Genomic DNA, 15,290 nt, shown 5'->3' on the forward strand with positions numbered 1-15,290 from the left:
GGTCACCGCTGCAGCGGCTGCTCTGCCTGCAGCGGTTCTGGCGTGAGGCCCTGCCGGGCGGGGCCTTCCAGCAGCGCCCCGGTGGCGGAAAAGCGGCTGCCATGGCATGGGCAATCCCATGTGCGTTCATGGCCATTCCATTGGACAACGCACTTGAGGTGCGGGCACAGCGCCGACATCGCATGCAGTTGACCGTGCTCATCGCGGTAGACGGCGGTCCGCTTTCCATCCACGTCCAGCAGTGCGCCACAGCCACGGCTTAACTCGCTGGGCGAGTGCGACGGCGCAGCACCAAGGCGATCTCCCACCATGTGCCGTGCAACCGTGCCATTGGTACGGGCCCAGCCGGCCGCCGAGCGCACTGGCGTGAAGCGCATGGGGCTTAGCAGCTTCTCGATCTCGCTGGTCGTGCCCATGATTCCCTCGGTGATCGCACGAGCGGCCACGCCCGCCCAGGTCAAGCCATCGGGACCATAGCCGGTGGCGACCCATACATTGTCGTGCGCGCTGCTGCCGATGTAGGGCAACTGGTCGGCTGCACGGAACTGCTGCGCCGACCAGCACAGCGGCTCGCCCTGCACGGTGAAGTTGCGACGCGCGTCGGCGACCAGATGCTGTGCCGGATCCATCACCGGGGTTTCGCCGGTGCGATGTGTCTCGCCGACCAGCACCAGCCAGTCGCGGCCATCAGTACCGCGCACCCCGCGCAGCGAGCGGTGCCGATCGGCGATCCAATGAATACCTGCCGCTGGCGGATTGGCAACCGGCACCGCCACGCCGTACTCGCGGTACACCTCCATCTCGGCCTGCACCAGGTTGAACCCTGCTGGCGAGTGGGTGGCGAGCACGAAGTGCCTGGCATGGATGCGGCCGCCAAAGGCGGTGGCAACGCCTGCTGATGCCTCGATGCTGTTGATCTGGGTCCAGTCGTGGATGCGCACCCGGCCCACCAGGTGTCGCGCCAGCTCCCTGCAGAAGGCCGCCGGATCCAACTGCGCCTGATCGGGAACACGGAACGCGTGGCCCAATGCGAATGGCAGACCTGACTGCTGGTGTTCGCACTGCAGGCCTACGCGCTGATAGGCCTGAAGTTCACGCTCGAATAGCGTCGTCACCTCGCGCGTGCGCTCCTGCATGCCGTACTGCATGGCCACGCGTTCGAAGCCGCAACGCAGATCGTAGCGATGAACCAGCGTTTCGATGGCGCGCAGCGCCTGCTGCCGCCACTGCACGATGCGACTGGCCGTGTCGCCGCCCCAGCGCGAGACCAGTTCTGCCAGCCGGGAGACGGGCCCGTAAAGATTGCCCGTGGACATCACCGTATTGCGCCCGCCGATGGGCCCTGCATCGACCACCAGCACATCCAGGCCGCTATCCGCCAGGCGGGCCGCTGTCAGCAGGCCGGTCATGCCGGCGCCCACCACCAGCACGTCCGCGCGCGTCGTGCCGGCAAGGGGGTGGAAGCAATGCGACTCGGTGTCAGCTGACCATAAGCTGGCGCGCGGGAACGGTTCGGACATGAAAGGGATCCTTGCAGCTTCAGCTGGGAGGCCTCTCTGATACGCCTTGCCGGGTGAAACGAGGGTGGCGCGGCCGTGCAGATGATGCTCACGCGCTGCGACGATCAACGCCATGGTCAAGGCCAGATGAGCGCTGCGTGGGCAACACGCCTGTGTCGCCTCTGCGAACCGCAACTCTCTGCTTGCAGCGTGGTCGCTAACGTGCCTGGAAGGAGGATCAGGCAGTGAGCACGCACCTGGAAATCGATCTGATGATCGCGCAACTGGACGAACTGCTGCCGACCTGGGCAGCGTTCTACCCCGAGCAGCAGTTCGTCCGCATGCTTGCCGAGGCACTGGACTACATTGCTGCCAGTGCAGACCCGGAGGCCCGGCTGTATTGCGTGATGCGCACCGGGCACCTCAACGCGTGCAGCGGAGAGATTCCATGCGCGGCGCGCTATGGAGGCCGCTAGGCCGGTGGATCACGCCGCGACCGCGTAAGGTTCCACCAACCTGGCCAGGATATCCATCGCCGTCTCGGTTGGCGCATCGTCACCGCTGTGCTGGGCGAACCCTGACCAGTCCGCGCGGGCAAGAAGCTTCAACTGCTCGGGTTGGGTGGGCAGCCAGCGCATCGGCCAGAACGGGAGCCGCCGGTTGCCCACCCTGCCGCGCTGCAACTCGATGAGCCCGGTATGGCTGGAGGCGCCCACCACCCGCGAATACGCCACCCTCAAGCCGTCTTCGGGCCCCTCCATGTACTGCAGGAAGCGGCTGCCGTCGAACAGCAGGACGCCGGTGACGCCGGCACTGCGGTTGAAGCGGGCGGCATCATCGACCAGATCGTCGAGCTTTCCGCTGCCCAGGCCGAACGGATCACCAGCAACGGCTGGGCCCGCTTCGCTGACGTATGCGACTGCCCTGATCGGCATTAACTGCTCCTGTAGCGAATCCCCCCAGATTCCGTGGCCGTAGGATAGGCCAGCTGCGCCCCGCAGTTGTTCCCATCATGTGCATTTGTGAATCAGTTGGGTTCCAGCTGACAAACGGCATGCAGGACGCCTACACCCCCCATGCCATGGATCGTTTACGCTTGGGCCAGATGACTCGGGAGCGCCCCATGCCCAATACCGGCCTTTTCCATGTTCTGGAGCTGGACGCTGTTTCCGGCGTGCAGGGTATTGAGCGCGTCAGGTCCATTCGCGTGCGCTGCAACACCTGCGGCGGGATTACACAGTTGTCGGGGGACGCGTTGGGGGCGGTGCCCGGTGGAACGACGCTGGTGTGCGGCGCTTGTCCTTCGCGCCAGACGGTCAGCAACGCTCGGCTGGTCGAATGCGATCATGTCCTGCCCGGCAGCGCGCAGGGATCCGACGCGTAGGCGCGGGCTACGGGTCTGCCTGCGCCCAGCGCGCCAGATTCTGTTTCACTTCCCCGATGCCGACCCAGGGGTCTTTGCGCCGCCGCTTGAGCTTTGCTGGCACGTCCTTGATCGTGAACGCGTCTGCGCGCTTGAGTTTCGCCAGATCGCCCCAGGCGATCGGCAACGCGACCGGTGCGCCCGGCCGCGCCCGCAGCGAGTAGGACGCGACTGCCGTGGCACCGCGTCCGTTGCGCAGGTAGTCGACGAAGATCCGCTTGTTGCGGAGGCTTTTGGTGGCCGTTGCCAGGAATCGCTGGGGCTCGGATTGCGCCAGCGCATCGGCGAAGCCCTTCGCAAAGCGCTTGGTCAGGTCCCAGTCGCATCCCGGGTTGAGCGGCACCACCACGTGCAGGCCCTTGCCGCCGGATACCCGCAGGAACGATTCCAGCTGCAGCTGCGCCAGCAGTCTGCGGATGTCGATTGCCGCCTTCTTGACCTCGGCAAAGGGTACGTCCGGTCCTGGATCCAGATCGAACACCACCCGGTCGGCCTTGTCGGGCGCTTCTGCGTGGCTGCCCCAGGGGTGGAACTCCAACGCGTTGAACTGCACCAGTTCAAGCAGGCTGGCCGCGTCACGCACCACCAGGTAATGGGCGTTGATGCCGCTTTCCTCCTTCAGCCTTACCGGATCGACCAGGTCCAGCCCGGCTGTGTGGTGTTTCTGGAAGAAGCAGGGTTTTGCGGTGCCACTGGGGCATCGGATGATCGACAGCGGACGATCAACCACCTCGGGCAGGAGGTGCTCCATCACTGCTGCGTAGTAGTCCCATACCTCCTGCTTGGTGTAGCCATCGCCAGGAAACAGGATCTTGCCGGGGGACGAAAGCGCGGGCGGTTTGCGGCCGGTAGCGGGTGATTTTTTCGCCCTGCGCCCGGGTCGCGAGGGTGCATGCGTGCCACCCGCAGCCGGGGCCTTTCCGGCGCGATCGGAATCTTCGAGATCGGCGATGTCCTTGTCCGCCCGTACCGCCTTCAGCGATGCCTGGCGCAACAGCTTCTGCCCGCCAATCCCGCGATAGAAGACCTCCACAACGAAACGCGGTGCGAACCAGGTCGCGGCGCGAAGGTCGGTGTCCTGGGTGGGCACGTGCGCCGTCGGCTTGCGGCCGCCGCCGCCTTCGATGCGCCTGCTGACTTCGCCGATCAGTTCGTCCGAGAACCCGGACCCGACGCGGCCGACGTAGAGCCAGCCATGTTTCGGGTCTGGCCGCGCCAGCAGCAGCGAGCCGAACCCGGTGCGGCTGCCCTTCGGCGCGGTGTATCCGACCACCGCGAACTCGTCGCTGGCCAGCTGTTTGGTCTTGCGCCAATCCTCACTGCGGCCGCTGTGGTAGCTGCGATCGGCGCGCTTGGAAATGATGCCTTCGAAGTGCTGCTCACCGGCCAGGCGATAGGCCTCGTCGCCATCCTCCTGCACATGCGAACTGAACGCCAATGGCCTGCCCTGCCCCTCCAGCACGGAGTGCAGCAGGGCCTTGCGTTCCAGCAAGGGCGCATCGGCGATGTCCACGCCATCAAGATGCAGCAGATCGAACAATGCATACGTCAGGACGCCCTGCCGCTCGCCGGAGAGCGTGGCCTGCAGCAGGTTGAAGTCTTCCTTGGTGCCGGCGCCCGCGATGAGCTCACCGTCCAGTGCCGCCGAGGTGAGCCCCAGTGCCGCGATCGCTTCACGTATTTCTTTCAGGCAGCTTGCCGGTCCATTCCAGTGCGTTCCGCGACCACAGCTGCACGTTGCCCTCAGCCACCGTAGCAAGGATGCGGTATCCATCCCATTTGATCTCATGCACCCACTGCCCGCCCTGGGGCGGCGTGTCGCCCAGCTTGGCCAACTGCGGCTCAAACGGCCCGGACGGCGCTGCCGCCTTTTTCGCTTTGCTGAGCGCCAGGGCCTTCTTCGCCCAGTTCTTTCGTCGGGTGCGTGTGGGGGGTACGACCGTGAGTTTCTTCTTCGCGGTCTTTCCGCGCCCGGCACGCTTCAGGTCTTCCGGGGGCGCCACAGCAACATCCGCCAGCAGATCGTCTGCCTCGATATCGCTGGCAAATTCATCGTCATCCTTGAACAGCAGCCATTGCGGCTGGCGCGCAGGCTTGCCGGAACGGACCAGATGCCATCCACCCTTGAGCTTGGCGCCGAACAGCTCGAAGCGTAGATGGCCCTTGGCGAGCTGGGCTTCCGGGTCGCCCTGCGTGGCCCACACACCGTGGTCGAACTGGGCGACATGTCCGCCGCCATACTGGCCTTTGGGAATCTCGCCTTCAAATGCTGCGTAGTCGACGGGATGATCCTCCACCTCCACCGCCATGCGCTTGACCTTCGGGTCGTAGCTGGGGCCCTTGGGAACGGCCCAGCTCTTCAGCGCGTCACCCACCTGCAGACGGAAGTCGTAGTGCCTGCGGCTGGCATGATGCAACTGCACCACGAAAATGGCGCGTTGGCCTTCTGGCAGCGCCTTGCCCGGTTCGGGCTCCCTGGTCTGGTCAAAACGACGCTTGCGGCGGTACTCGACCAGTGACATGGGCAGCTCCGCGCTACTTTCCCAGGTGCTTGCGTACAGCAGCGGCGGTGGGCCCGACCTCGGCGACCGCAGCCCGAAGTTCCTCGGCTGACACACCCAGTGCGGTGGTCCAGTACTGCAGTTCATAGTCTTCGTTGACGTTGATACGATCCCGGTCCGGGCTGCCGGTGTTCTTTTTGTCATCGCTCATGGAAGTCTCCACGCGTGATCGGGCGTGAAGTGACCGTACCGGTCGGCCCATGGGCACCAGGCGATGCCACCGTGAAGCGACGGCGAAGGCCTGCCTGTATCGGGACTGCGGCAGGCGGGCGACAGACGCCACCTCGTGAAGACAACGCGCAGGGCTCGCGTTGGCGTTCACATGCCGCCTTCACCTGGCCCCCGCCTGATCGCAACCGGGCGGGACCTACGCTGAGCGCTCCACTCACAGCGGAGCCCAGCATGGCTATCAAGACAGCGGAAGACCTGTTCATCCACGAACTCTCGGATATCTACAGCGCCGAAAAGCAGCTGACCAAGGCCCTCCCGCGCCTGGCCCGTGCGGCCGAGAACCCTGACCTGGCCACAGCATTTGAAACGCACCTGGAAGAAACCCAGGGCCAGATCGAGCGCATCGACCAGGTGGTGGAGGTTCTCGGCATCCGGCTGAAGCGCATCAAGTGCGCGGCGATGGAAGGTCTGGTGGAGGAAGGCAAGGAAGTGATCGACAGCATCGACAAGGGCCCTGTGCGCGATGCCGCCCTGATCGGCGGCGCGCAGAAGGTCGAGCATTACGAGATCGCGTCCTACGGCACCATCGCCGCGCTGGCCAAGCAGCTGGGCTACAAGGACGCCCTGCCGCTGCTGCTGGAGACGCTTGAGGAAGAGAAGGCCACCGACGAGAAGCTCACCCTGCTGGCCAAGGGCGGCGGCAATGCCAAGGCGGCACAAGCCGCCTGATCGACGCGCCCCGAAGCCGGCCGCCATGGACGGCGGCCTCAGGGTTCGTACAGCACCTGGTCGTTCGGGCAGAAGAACGTGCGCCGCCGGGTGGTGCCCATGTAAAGCTTGCTGATCGGGCCGCCGCATGCCGGGCAGATCCTGCGCGTGTGTACCTGCCAGTGCTTCTTCAACTCGAAACGGCGCTTCCACTGCAGGAAATCAAAGCTGTAGGCGCGGGCCTGCGTGATCAGCGCGGTGAGCCTGCGCGGTGGCAGGTCGCCCAGCCGCGTGGCGGGGTGCACGCCTATTCGGAACAGAACCTCGTTCTTGATGATGTTGCCCACGCCGGCAAAGACCGTCTGGTCCAGAAGCGCATCACAGACCATGACGTCCGGCATTGCCTTCAGCTTGCGCCGGGCCAGCTTCGGATCCCAGGCATCGTTCATCACGTCCGCGCGCCAGTCGTAGACCTCGTCCAACGGCTCGTCGATCAGCCGCACGGAACACGCATAGAAGTTCAGCTCGCCATTGTCGAACCGCAGGGATACACGCGGCGGGGTTGGCTTCCGTTCGTCGATGCGCCAGCTGCCGAACATCATCAGATGGATGCGCAGTGTGTGGCGGCTGAATTCCAGCAGGAAGTGCTTGCCCCAACTGCGGACCGCCTTGACCCTTCGGCCCTGCAGTGGCGACAGGTCGACCCGGCTGTTCCCGGAGACGGCGCGGACCACGTGCCCCTTGAAGTGGCTCGCTGCTTCGCGCAGCAGGACGATCGAAGGGCCTTCAGGCATGTTCCTTCTCCTGCAGCAGCGCCTGCAGGTGCAGGGCGTTGCCGGTCGCGTGACCCAGTGCGGTGTTGTCCAGTACGAACCAGGCGGGTCGTTTCGCCTCGGCCTCGGCCAGCAGCTGCCGCGCAAGGTGGGCAAGGGTGGGTTCGTCGTAGGCGCTGCGATAGATCTGTGGCTGGCCGTGCCAGCGCCAGTAGCTCCACGCGCGGTCACCGCCGGGCGTCGCTGCCGCCGGCACACGTGCCGGATCCGCGGCAACCCGTGCCACGCCATGCGCGCTCAGAAGCGCATCCACTTCCGGCGTGAACCAACTCGGGTGGCGCGGCTCGCACGCCACATCGGCCTGGGTACGCGCGCGCAGGCCCCGCAGGAATGCGCTGGCCGTGGCCGTGTCGTACATCAGGCTCGGCGGCAACTGCAGCAGTAACGGCCCGAGCTTTTCACCCAGCTCCAGCACGCCTTCAAGGAACCGCTCGAGCGGTTGCATCGCGTCGCGCAGCCGACGCTCATGGCTGATCTCTCGCGGCAGTTTCACCGCGAACCGGAAGCCCTCCGGCACGCTCGCCGCCCATCGCGCATAGGTCCTGGCCTGGTGCGGTCGATAGAAGGATGAGTTGATCTCCACCATCGGCAGGCGTGTGGTGTAGCGCTGCAGCGCGGTGTCGCCCGCGCCGAACGCTTCCTGATCCGCGCGCGGCAGCGACCAGCCCGCACAGCCGACACGCAGTGGAGCGGATGCACGCGGGGCGGCCGCCGCCGTCATCGTACCAGCTGCCCGTACGGTTCCAGGGTCTCTCCCGCACCTGCATCCGTCTGCAACTGCGAGACCGACAGCAGACGATCCAGTGCGCTGGCGCCCGACTCCAGCGCCGACGCGCTGCGCACGAAGCCGGTCCAGTCAGAGATGGCGATCTTTCCCAGCGCGAGCTCATCCACCCGCACGCTGCGCATCCGCCAGTGCGGAAACTGCCGCCGCCCCACCCTGCCCCGGTTCAGCTCGACGATCCCACTGTGGCTGCCGGCCGCGAGAATGCGCGTGTACGCGGCATTGATCCCGGCCTCCGGGCCCTCCAGATACTGCAGGAAGCGCGAGCCGTCGAACAGCAACGTGCCGGTGGCATCGACGGATTCGTTGAACTGCACCGCTTCGGCCACAAGCCGTTGCAGTCGCTCTTCGGTCAGGCTTGGGGACGCTTCACTCACATAGGCAATCGCACGAAAAGGCATGGCACCACCGGTTGTTGCAGACAGCTCTACCTTAGCGACGCGGGTCGTATGTGCAGTGAGGCCGGCGTAGAGGCTGCGTCGAGTTGAGGCGCGGGTCCGCCGCATCGCCTTGACACGTGATCGAGCGCGGCGGGCGCGCCTGCGGGCGCACACGCGTGTGCACGACGTTTCGTGGAGACCGGATGAGGAATCGTGGGCTTCCGGATGACGCCACGTTGGCGGTCATGCCACCGCCCACTAGCGCCGGATCTGGAAGATGGTCCCTGCCGCCAGTCGGGCGGCTCAACCCAGGGAGACTTTCCATGGCCAACCAGAACCAGAACCAGGGCAACAGCAACCGCGGTTTCGCTTCGATGGACGAGGACAAGCAGCGCGAGATCGCCGCCAAGGGTGGACGTGCCGCGCACGAATCAGGCAACGCCCATGAATTCAGCTCGGAAGAAGCACGCGAAGCCGGCCGCAAGGGCGGCGAAGCGGTGAGCCAGGATCGCCAGCACATGGCGGACATCGGCCGCGAAGGCGGCCAGAACAGCCGCGGGGGTGGAAACCAGGGCGGCAACCAGGGCGGCGGGCAGCAACAGCAGGAACGCGGCGGCGGCAACAACCGCGGTGGCCAGCAGCGCTGATCGCGGCTGAAGCCAGATGTACCTCTTCGTGGGCGGACGTGATGTCCGCCCACTTTCGTACGCCTTGACGCTGATCAAGGGCTTCGCCACTGGGGCGCCGCAGATGGGCGCCCCAGCCCTTTCATGGCTCGCGTGGTGGCAGGTCCAGTGCTCCCGCGCCCGGGCCGGCCCCCAGCTCGGCCCCGGTGGTCGGCCGCGCTTCCGGGTCGGAGAGTGTACGCAGGGTCATGGCCTGCACCGCCGCTTGTTCGCGCGCGTCCAGGTCCACCGTGCCGCCGCCGTCGCCACCATCCACAGCGGACTGTGCCTCGCGGTCGCTGACCCGCTCCCATAGCTCGCCGCTGTTCCAGCTGCCCTGCAGGTCGTCGGCGCCGTCGCCCTGCGACATGTCCATGTACAGATCGGTGAACGCAGGGTCCCCCGGCAGCTTGCCCGGCGGGAAGTTGGGCTGGATGCTGTGCAGCGCCTTCTCGAATGACTTCATGTGCGCGATCTCGCGCGTCATCAGGAAACGCAGCGCATCCTTGATGCCGGGGTCATCGGTGACGTTGATCAGGCGCTCATACACCAGCTTGGCGCGCGCTTCCGCAGCGATGTTCGAGCGCAGATCGGCGGCAGGTTCCCCGATCGAGTCGATGTAGGCCGCTGTCCACGGCACCCCGCTGGAATTGACCAGTGCCGGCCCGCCACCGTACAGGATCTGCTCGGTATGGCTGGTGCTGTTCTGCCCCAGCAGCCGCATATCCTCGGCCTCGGCAAGCCCTTCGGACTGAATGGCCTTCGGCCCGCGGTTGAGCATGGCGATGATGGTGCCGATGATCTCCAGATGGCTGATCTCTTCGGTGGCGATATCCATCAGCAGGTCCTTGCGGCCTGGATCGCATTCGCCGAGTCCCTGGGTGAAGTACCGCATGGCGGCAGCAAGCTCGCCCTGCGGGCCGCCGAACTGTTCAAGCATGAGGCTGGCGAGCTGCGGGTTGGATTCGCGCACGCGCACGGTGTACATCAGCTTCTTGTGATGAAAGAACATGGGGTTTCTCCAATGGCTGGCTGTGCTGGCTTCGGGGTCAACGCTTGGCTTGCGCGCCCGGCGTTTCGTCGCGATTGAGGAACGCACCGACCAGGCCGTCCTGGTGGTCTTCCAGCCAGCGCGCCATGGCGATCTCTTCCTGCAGGATCTGACCACAGACCGCGGCGATGTCCGGCGCTGCGGCGCGCTCGGCAGCAATCACCAGCGCCCGGTAGGTGGCGATCTCGGTGTTCTCGAAGCCGAACGAAAGCCCTACGCTCTTGACCACCTCGTCTTCCATCAGGCTTGTGCCGGCCGCGTGGAGAGCCGCAGTCATGCTGGCGAACAGTCCCTTGGCGGTCGGCACGCTTCCTCCAAGCGCTTCAATGCACTGGCGCAGCGAGGCGGCCTGCCCCTGCGTCTCCTGGACGTGCTGGGCGATCCGTGCAGCGAGGTGGGGATAGTTCTGGATCCGCGAAGCCATGGCCTTCATCATGGTCTCCGCCTCCTGTTCCATGGCGTAGGCGTCCTGCAGCCACTTCAACAGGCGCTCGCTTCGGGCGTTGTTCTGGTCTGCCATTTCGATCTCCGGTGCGGGGCGACATGCCTCCGGAGACCATGGTGGAGCGCCGGCAATCACCGCCCTGTCGGCCGGTGTGAGCCGTCGAAGGTGGGCGCTGCACGCAGTGGTGATGCGGCGATAACATCCGCAGCCCTGTGTTTCACCCAGGAGGTGCTCTCAGGTCGCCAGTGCGCTGGATACGCCCACGCCGACTGCAGGTCGCTCGCGCCTGGCGTTCGAGGCGCACGCGCCGCCCGCCGCCATCACGGCCTGCATTACCCGATGTTGAGCACGATGCCCGCCACCATCCACGCCCACGACATAGACGAAGCGCCCATCGAACTTGGCCTGTGCGCCTTCCATGGCGTCGTCGGCCAGCAGTGCTCGCTTCAGCGACTTCATCCAGGCCCGTTCAGGCGCCCGGTCCAGCTCCACGACGATGGCGGCACCGCCGCAGTCGAGTGGCATGCACTCGACACGCAGTACGCCTGGAGCGACAGAATCGGTTCCGGACAGCGGCATGACAGAATCTCCGATGGGGGGAACGGCGGCAGTATCCACAGCGCGTGCCAAGACGCCGTCAACGAAATCCAGGGCACCTTCCACACCTCCTCCACCCGGTTGGCGGCGCGCTCGGGGGGAGGCTTCGCGCCGGGCTGACAATGCACACGCATGGCGTTGATGCAGTACAGCACAGACTGCAGTTCCCAGGACAACACAGGCGTGCACGTATGCAATCCGGAATGAGCCAGCGCAGATGCAACCTGCTGCTGGTGGAAGACCAGCTCGACCTGGCTGCGCTGATGGAACAGGCGCTGGAGGACGCAGGCGATCAGGTGACGCATGCCTACAGCGTGTTCGATGCGCTGGGGCTGCTGGACAACCAGCGATTCGACGGCGCCGTGCTCGACGTCGAGCTTCGCGACGGCGTGGTCTTCCCGGTGGCTGATCGCCTGACGGAACTCGGTATTCCGTTCCTGTTCGTATCCGCAGTCTATGACCAGTTGGTGCCGCAGCGTCACCGTCGCGCCGCGTTCGTGGCCAAACCGTTCCACGTCGGCGAGTTGCAGGCGACGGTTCGGCGCGTCTTGGGGATGTCTGCGTGCAACCGCCGGCGCATTGATTGCCATGGGTGGTCACCCCAGGTGCGGGGCCACCACCAGGCTCAGCTGGCGCAGCGCGCCGCCACGGGAGAGCCCATCCCAGTTGCTGCGCGCCACGCTGCGGATCTCGGAGGCATCGACCCACAGCAGCCGCATTGACCAGTAGGGAAAGAACCGGCCGGAAACCCTGCCCCGGCCCAGCTCGATCAGCTCGCAATGGCTGCGGGCACTGAGGATGCGGCTGTACACCACGTTGATGCTGTCTTCCGGTCCCTCGATGTACTGGAGGAAACGGAGCCCGTCGTAAAGAAGCACACCCGTAACGCCGGCTTCGAAGTTGAAGCGGGCGGCGGCCCTGGCGAGGTCATCCACATGGTCCATGGAAAGCCCCGATGTCGCCTCACTTGCGTAGGCGACTGCACGGAGGGGCACATTCGTTCCTTCTGACGCAGGAGATTTCCTGCTCGTCCATCATCGCTTCGCGGAGGTAGGCAGTGATGAGGGCCTTCGTGGCCTGCGCTGTCCCAACGCTCTCCTCAACCGCACGCTCCGATAACACGGGCGCTTGCGTGACGGTGTGGCTGACCCTCAGGTGACCAGGGCCGACGCTTCCGCGCCAGAGCGCTCGCCACCCAGCGCCGCCAGATAAGCGGAGAATCCGCCTGTAGCGCGCCCCTGCAGACGCGCACTTGTCATCACCACGGGAGCGCCGGCCCATCGCACCACCGCACCGCAGCGTTGCAGCGCTCTGACAAGCGCCACGTCTTCACTGCAGTGCAGGGGAGCAAAGCCGCCAACGGCCCGATAGGAACAGGCAGAGATGCCGAGGTTGGCACCGTGGATGCGCCCATGATGGTCGCCCCACTGCTGTCTTGCCTGGAATGCCCTGCGCAGGCGCCGTTCACCCTGACAGGTCGTCGCTATGTCCACCAGTCCGCAGAAAGCGTCACAACTGCCCTGAACCTGTGCGGCCAGCCACTCGGGAGGCACCTCGCTGTCAGCGTCCGTGCTTGCCAGCCACCTGGCGCCCCGCCCCAGCAGTTCAGCAGCGGCTGCGGCCCGGGCGACACCGACGCAGCGTGCATCCAGCTGCACGCTGCCGACCTGGTGTTGGCGGCAGATGATGCCCGTTGCATCCGTACACGCATCCAGCGCGACCATCACCTCCACTGCTTCGCCGCCGAGGCCCGGGTGAAGGGCCGCCACCCGGATGGATTGCAGGCACCGCGCGATACTGTCCGCCTCGTTGTGGGCGGGTATCAGAACGCCTATCACCGCAGGCCCTCGTTCCGGGCCAATGACAAGGGGCCCCGTGTCCATCCCTGAAGCACGAAGTCCGCATCGCGGTAGTGGAAGGCTTCCTGCAGGCCTTCCCCCAGGCATCGATGCACCACCTCGGTCCGGCTCGCGCGTCCGGCGAACGAGGGCAACCAATGGCAGGCAACCAGCAGGCCGTCATCGCGAAGTGCTTCATCGATGCCGCCGCGCAGCTCGCGCAGTGCGCCTGCCCCCAGGTAGTAGCCCATTTCGCCGCAGACGATCAGGTCGAAGCGTCCTGGCGGCCATTGCTCGGGATGGCTGGCGCAATGAACCTGCACGTGCGGCAGATGGGCCAGGTTGCGGCGCGCCTGGAACGCCGCACGTGGGCTGATGTCGGTTGCCAGCAGGCGTTCGCAACGTGCGGCCAGCGCCTCGGTCAGTACGCCGTTGGAACACCCCAGTTCCCAGCCGCGAGCGAACTGGCGCTGGCTGAGGCTTGCCAGCAGCAGCGCACGCTTGCGCTCTTCATACCACCGGCTGCGGTAGCCGAACGGGTCCTCCTGCTCATGCAGGTCATCGAAGTACGGTTGCGCGCTCATGCAAGGAATACCTCGTAGTTTCGGAAGAATCGGGCGAGTACATGTGCGGGCAGCACCGGCGGGCTGTTCAGGCCCGCCACGTCGCCGGTCTGCGTACGGAAATGCGCGATTGCGTTTCGCTTTGCGGACGCCACTGCTGAAATGTCGACCAGCTTCGGAACCTCCCACGCCATATGTGCGCAGGCAGGGTCAAGCCAGTGCCAGCCCCACACCGGGTACTCCAGCCGGTGGCAACCAACCGCCCGCGCGGCGCGGCAGGCAGCGCGTCCTGCCGCTTCGTGATCGGGGTGACCATCAAACCGCCATGGCGCCAGGACCAGGTCGCGCGGTTGCAGATACTGCTGCAGCCAACCTTCCAGCCCCTGCTCATGCGCGCTGACCGCGCCGTCGGCGATACCCAGGTGGAAGATGGAGCGAACCGGAATGCCGAGTTCGCCCAATGCCGCGGCAAGCTCCGCTCGGCGCGCTGATCGCAGGCGTTCGGGCGTCCACCACGGCTCGCCCGGGTAGCATGCTTCGCCGTCGGTCACGGCAACGACACTGACGTCGATACCCTGCCCCGCAGCATGATGCAGCAGTCCGCCACAGCCGAGGATTTCGTCGTCCGGATGCGGCGCGACCACCACCATGCGGTCATGCCCGCTGCAGAGTGCGGTTGCCGATGTGGTCGGTTGCTGCCAGAGCCAATCGCAGTGCAGCCAGGCCTGCTCCTGGGTTCCTTCCCCTTGCAGGGGTGTCCTGGCTACAGCGCCCATGTTGCCTCCTGTGCTGCACGCTGCTCGCCCAGCCATTCCCAATCGCGGTCGGCGTGGCTCTGGCGAAGGAACACGGTCAGGTCCGCGCAGCGCCGGGCATGGGCGTCCTCCAGGCACATCGGGCCCGGGCCCAGCGCCCGACCCGCAAGGTCCAGCACACGCGTTGCCGCGCGCTCAACGACACAGCGCACGCGCACTACATCTTCGCGATGGGCCAGTTCGGGCGCGGCGTCGATGTGCGCCGCCAGTTCGCGAAGCAGCGCGGCTGCCGGGCCCAGGGCGAGGTCCACTTCACCCAGCAGCCGCGCGCGATTTCCCTCGGTGCAGGCCGGTCGCATGCGCTCGGCCAAAGCGGCCGCTGCACCAAACCAGACCGCCGCGATGCCTGCCCCGCCGTGCCAGAAGCCCGGGCGCTGCAGGTAGTCATCGCGCGTCCCCAGGATCACCATCGGTGCGCCGTCAAAGCGCACCGTGGTGGAAGGGATTGCGGCCATGCCCACGGCAGGCCATGGCTCGCCCGCAAGTGTGTGCCAGTGTTCCGCCGCTACCTGGCATAGCCACACGCCCTGCGGGTTGCGAACCGTTACCAGTGCCGCATCCACCCATGCGCTGCCGGAACACCAGGGTTTGTCACCGTACAACCCACCGCCGGCATCGATGCGAACGGTGTTGGCCGGACCCTCTGCAGCCCACACCGCCAGCAACGTGTCTTCAGCAGGGATGGGCGCCCTCAACTCGGCAGCAATCGCCTGGGCGTCATAGTGGGCCTCCAGTACCTTGGCCAGGCAAAGATCCTCTGCCCCCCAGGCTGCCAGCGCCTGCCAACGCTGCAGCGTCTGGCCGCCACCGGGCAAAGGCAATGCCGGTTGCTGCACCAGCACCTGGCGTGCGCGATTGAACAGCGAAGAGGATGACGTCACATCCTGCATGGGTGGCAGACCTGCAATGGAGATACGCCATGAACGTAGGCGGCAGGCGGTCACATGTCTGTCTTGA

20 protein-coding genes and 1 pseudogene are annotated in these 15,290 nt (G+C 66.0%); 5 read left to right on the forward strand and 16 right to left on the reverse strand.

The window, feature by feature from the left end:
- Positions 1-2: 2 nt before the first annotated feature.
- A complete protein-coding gene (locus tag AC5P9N_RS02210) occupies positions 3-1,520 on the reverse strand; it encodes an FAD-dependent oxidoreductase (RefSeq protein ID WP_099484625.1) in 1,518 nt (505 codons plus the stop codon).
- Between the two features lie 224 nt (positions 1,521-1,744).
- Here AC5P9N_RS02210 and AC5P9N_RS02215 point away from each other — a divergent pair, with 224 nt between their 5' ends.
- A complete protein-coding gene (locus AC5P9N_RS02215) occupies positions 1,745-1,975 on the forward strand; it encodes a hypothetical protein (protein WP_024956843.1) in 231 nt (76 codons plus the stop codon).
- A gap of 9 nt (positions 1,976-1,984) precedes the next feature.
- On the opposite strand, the gene AC5P9N_RS02220 is transcribed toward AC5P9N_RS02215, so the two are convergent.
- Positions 1,985-2,434, reverse strand: a complete 450-nt coding sequence (locus AC5P9N_RS02220) for a BLUF domain-containing protein (RefSeq protein WP_005409687.1) — start codon at positions 2,432-2,434, stop codon at positions 1,985-1,987.
- A gap of 188 nt (positions 2,435-2,622) precedes the next feature.
- Here AC5P9N_RS02220 and AC5P9N_RS02225 point away from each other — a divergent pair, with 188 nt between their 5' ends.
- Positions 2,623-2,883, forward strand: coding sequence for a hypothetical protein (locus tag AC5P9N_RS02225; protein WP_224482002.1), 261 nt, complete (start codon positions 2,623-2,625; stop codon positions 2,881-2,883).
- 7 nt (positions 2,884-2,890) lie between these two features.
- Here AC5P9N_RS02225 and ligD read toward each other — a convergent pair whose 3' ends face one another.
- From ligD to AC5P9N_RS02240, 3 genes are read right to left on the reverse strand one after another with little or no spacing between them, the layout of a single operon-like run.
- Positions 2,891-4,696, reverse strand: coding sequence for a DNA ligase D (ligD, locus tag AC5P9N_RS02230; protein ID WP_414488988.1), 1,806 nt, complete (start codon positions 4,694-4,696; stop codon positions 2,891-2,893).
- A complete protein-coding gene (locus AC5P9N_RS02235) occupies positions 4,596-5,444 on the reverse strand; it encodes a DNA polymerase ligase N-terminal domain-containing protein (RefSeq protein ID WP_414488989.1) in 849 nt (282 codons plus the stop codon). The genes ligD and AC5P9N_RS02235 overlap by 101 nt, the downstream gene beginning before the upstream one ends.
- 13 nt (positions 5,445-5,457) lie before the next feature.
- Complete coding sequence (locus AC5P9N_RS02240; RefSeq protein WP_076739996.1) at positions 5,458-5,634, reverse strand: DUF3606 domain-containing protein; 177 nt, start codon at positions 5,632-5,634, stop codon at positions 5,458-5,460.
- Positions 5,635-5,885: 251 nt separating this feature from the next.
- Here AC5P9N_RS02240 and AC5P9N_RS02245 point away from each other — a divergent pair, with 251 nt between their 5' ends.
- A complete protein-coding gene (locus tag AC5P9N_RS02245; RefSeq protein WP_005409691.1) occupies positions 5,886-6,383 on the forward strand; it encodes a YciE/YciF ferroxidase family protein in 498 nt (165 codons plus the stop codon).
- Between the two features lie 38 nt (positions 6,384-6,421).
- On the opposite strand, the gene AC5P9N_RS02250 is transcribed toward AC5P9N_RS02245, so the two are convergent.
- From AC5P9N_RS02250 to AC5P9N_RS02260, 3 genes are read right to left on the reverse strand one after another with little or no spacing between them, the layout of a single operon-like run.
- Positions 6,422-7,156, reverse strand: coding sequence for a DNA-formamidopyrimidine glycosylase family protein (locus AC5P9N_RS02250; protein WP_012480284.1), 735 nt, complete (start codon positions 7,154-7,156; stop codon positions 6,422-6,424).
- The gene (locus AC5P9N_RS02255; protein ID WP_099484626.1) at positions 7,149-7,916 is read right to left on the reverse strand and encodes a DUF72 domain-containing protein; all 768 of its coding nucleotides are present in this window, start codon (positions 7,914-7,916) and stop codon (positions 7,149-7,151) included. Before AC5P9N_RS02255 ends, AC5P9N_RS02250 begins: the two co-directional genes overlap by 8 nt.
- On the reverse strand, positions 7,913-8,380 hold the full coding sequence (locus tag AC5P9N_RS02260; RefSeq protein ID WP_049459907.1) for a BLUF domain-containing protein: 468 nt from the start codon (positions 8,378-8,380) through the stop codon (positions 7,913-7,915). The genes AC5P9N_RS02255 and AC5P9N_RS02260 overlap by 4 nt, the downstream gene beginning before the upstream one ends.
- 302 nt (positions 8,381-8,682) lie before the next feature.
- Here AC5P9N_RS02260 and AC5P9N_RS02265 point away from each other — a divergent pair, with 302 nt between their 5' ends.
- Entirely contained in the window at positions 8,683-9,006 is a 324-nt protein-coding gene (locus AC5P9N_RS02265; RefSeq protein ID WP_005409695.1) for a KGG domain-containing protein, read from the forward strand.
- Positions 9,007-9,127: 121 nt separating this feature from the next.
- Here AC5P9N_RS02265 and AC5P9N_RS02270 read toward each other — a convergent pair whose 3' ends face one another.
- From AC5P9N_RS02270 to AC5P9N_RS02280, 3 genes are all read right to left on the reverse strand, one after another.
- Positions 9,128-10,036 (reverse strand): manganese catalase family protein, encoded by a 909-nt coding sequence (locus AC5P9N_RS02270; protein WP_099484627.1) that lies wholly within the window; start codon positions 10,034-10,036, stop codon positions 9,128-9,130.
- 37 nt (positions 10,037-10,073) lie between these two features.
- Positions 10,074-10,595, reverse strand: coding sequence for a ferritin-like domain-containing protein (locus AC5P9N_RS02275; protein ID WP_005409697.1), 522 nt, complete (start codon positions 10,593-10,595; stop codon positions 10,074-10,076).
- A 159-nt stretch (positions 10,596-10,754) separates the two neighbouring features.
- Entirely contained in the window at positions 10,755-10,979 is a 225-nt protein-coding gene (locus AC5P9N_RS02280) for a hypothetical protein (RefSeq protein WP_049396038.1), read from the reverse strand.
- Positions 10,980-11,380: 401 nt separating this feature from the next.
- On the opposite strand from AC5P9N_RS02280, the pseudogene AC5P9N_RS02285 reads away from it, so the two are divergent.
- Positions 11,381-11,596: pseudogene (locus AC5P9N_RS02285) on the forward strand (response regulator); the annotation flags it as partial.
- A gap of 117 nt (positions 11,597-11,713) precedes the next feature.
- On the opposite strand, the gene AC5P9N_RS02290 reads toward AC5P9N_RS02285, so the two are convergent.
- The 5 genes from AC5P9N_RS02290 to AC5P9N_RS02310 all read right to left on the reverse strand — a co-directional run bounded on the left by AC5P9N_RS02290 (position 11,714) and on the right by AC5P9N_RS02310 (position 15,223).
- Entirely contained in the window at positions 11,714-12,112 is a 399-nt protein-coding gene (locus AC5P9N_RS02290; RefSeq protein WP_032965872.1) for a BLUF domain-containing protein, read from the reverse strand.
- A gap of 156 nt (positions 12,113-12,268) precedes the next feature.
- Entirely contained in the window at positions 12,269-12,955 is a 687-nt protein-coding gene (locus AC5P9N_RS02295; RefSeq protein ID WP_099484628.1) for a glycosyltransferase family 2 protein, read from the reverse strand.
- Positions 12,952-13,539, reverse strand: a complete 588-nt coding sequence (locus tag AC5P9N_RS02300) for a class I SAM-dependent DNA methyltransferase (RefSeq protein ID WP_005413477.1) — start codon at positions 13,537-13,539, stop codon at positions 12,952-12,954. Before AC5P9N_RS02300 ends, AC5P9N_RS02295 begins: the two co-directional genes overlap by 4 nt.
- Entirely contained in the window at positions 13,536-14,294 is a 759-nt protein-coding gene (locus tag AC5P9N_RS02305) for a PIG-L deacetylase family protein (protein ID WP_032966809.1), read from the reverse strand. The genes AC5P9N_RS02300 and AC5P9N_RS02305 overlap by 4 nt, the downstream gene beginning before the upstream one ends.
- Positions 14,282-15,223 (reverse strand): hypothetical protein, encoded by a 942-nt coding sequence (locus AC5P9N_RS02310; protein WP_005413479.1) that lies wholly within the window; start codon positions 15,221-15,223, stop codon positions 14,282-14,284. Before AC5P9N_RS02310 ends, AC5P9N_RS02305 begins: the two co-directional genes overlap by 13 nt.
- Positions 15,224-15,290 lie beyond the last annotated feature (67 nt).

The organism is Stenotrophomonas sp. YJH_SMC_6 (assembly GCF_059371335.1).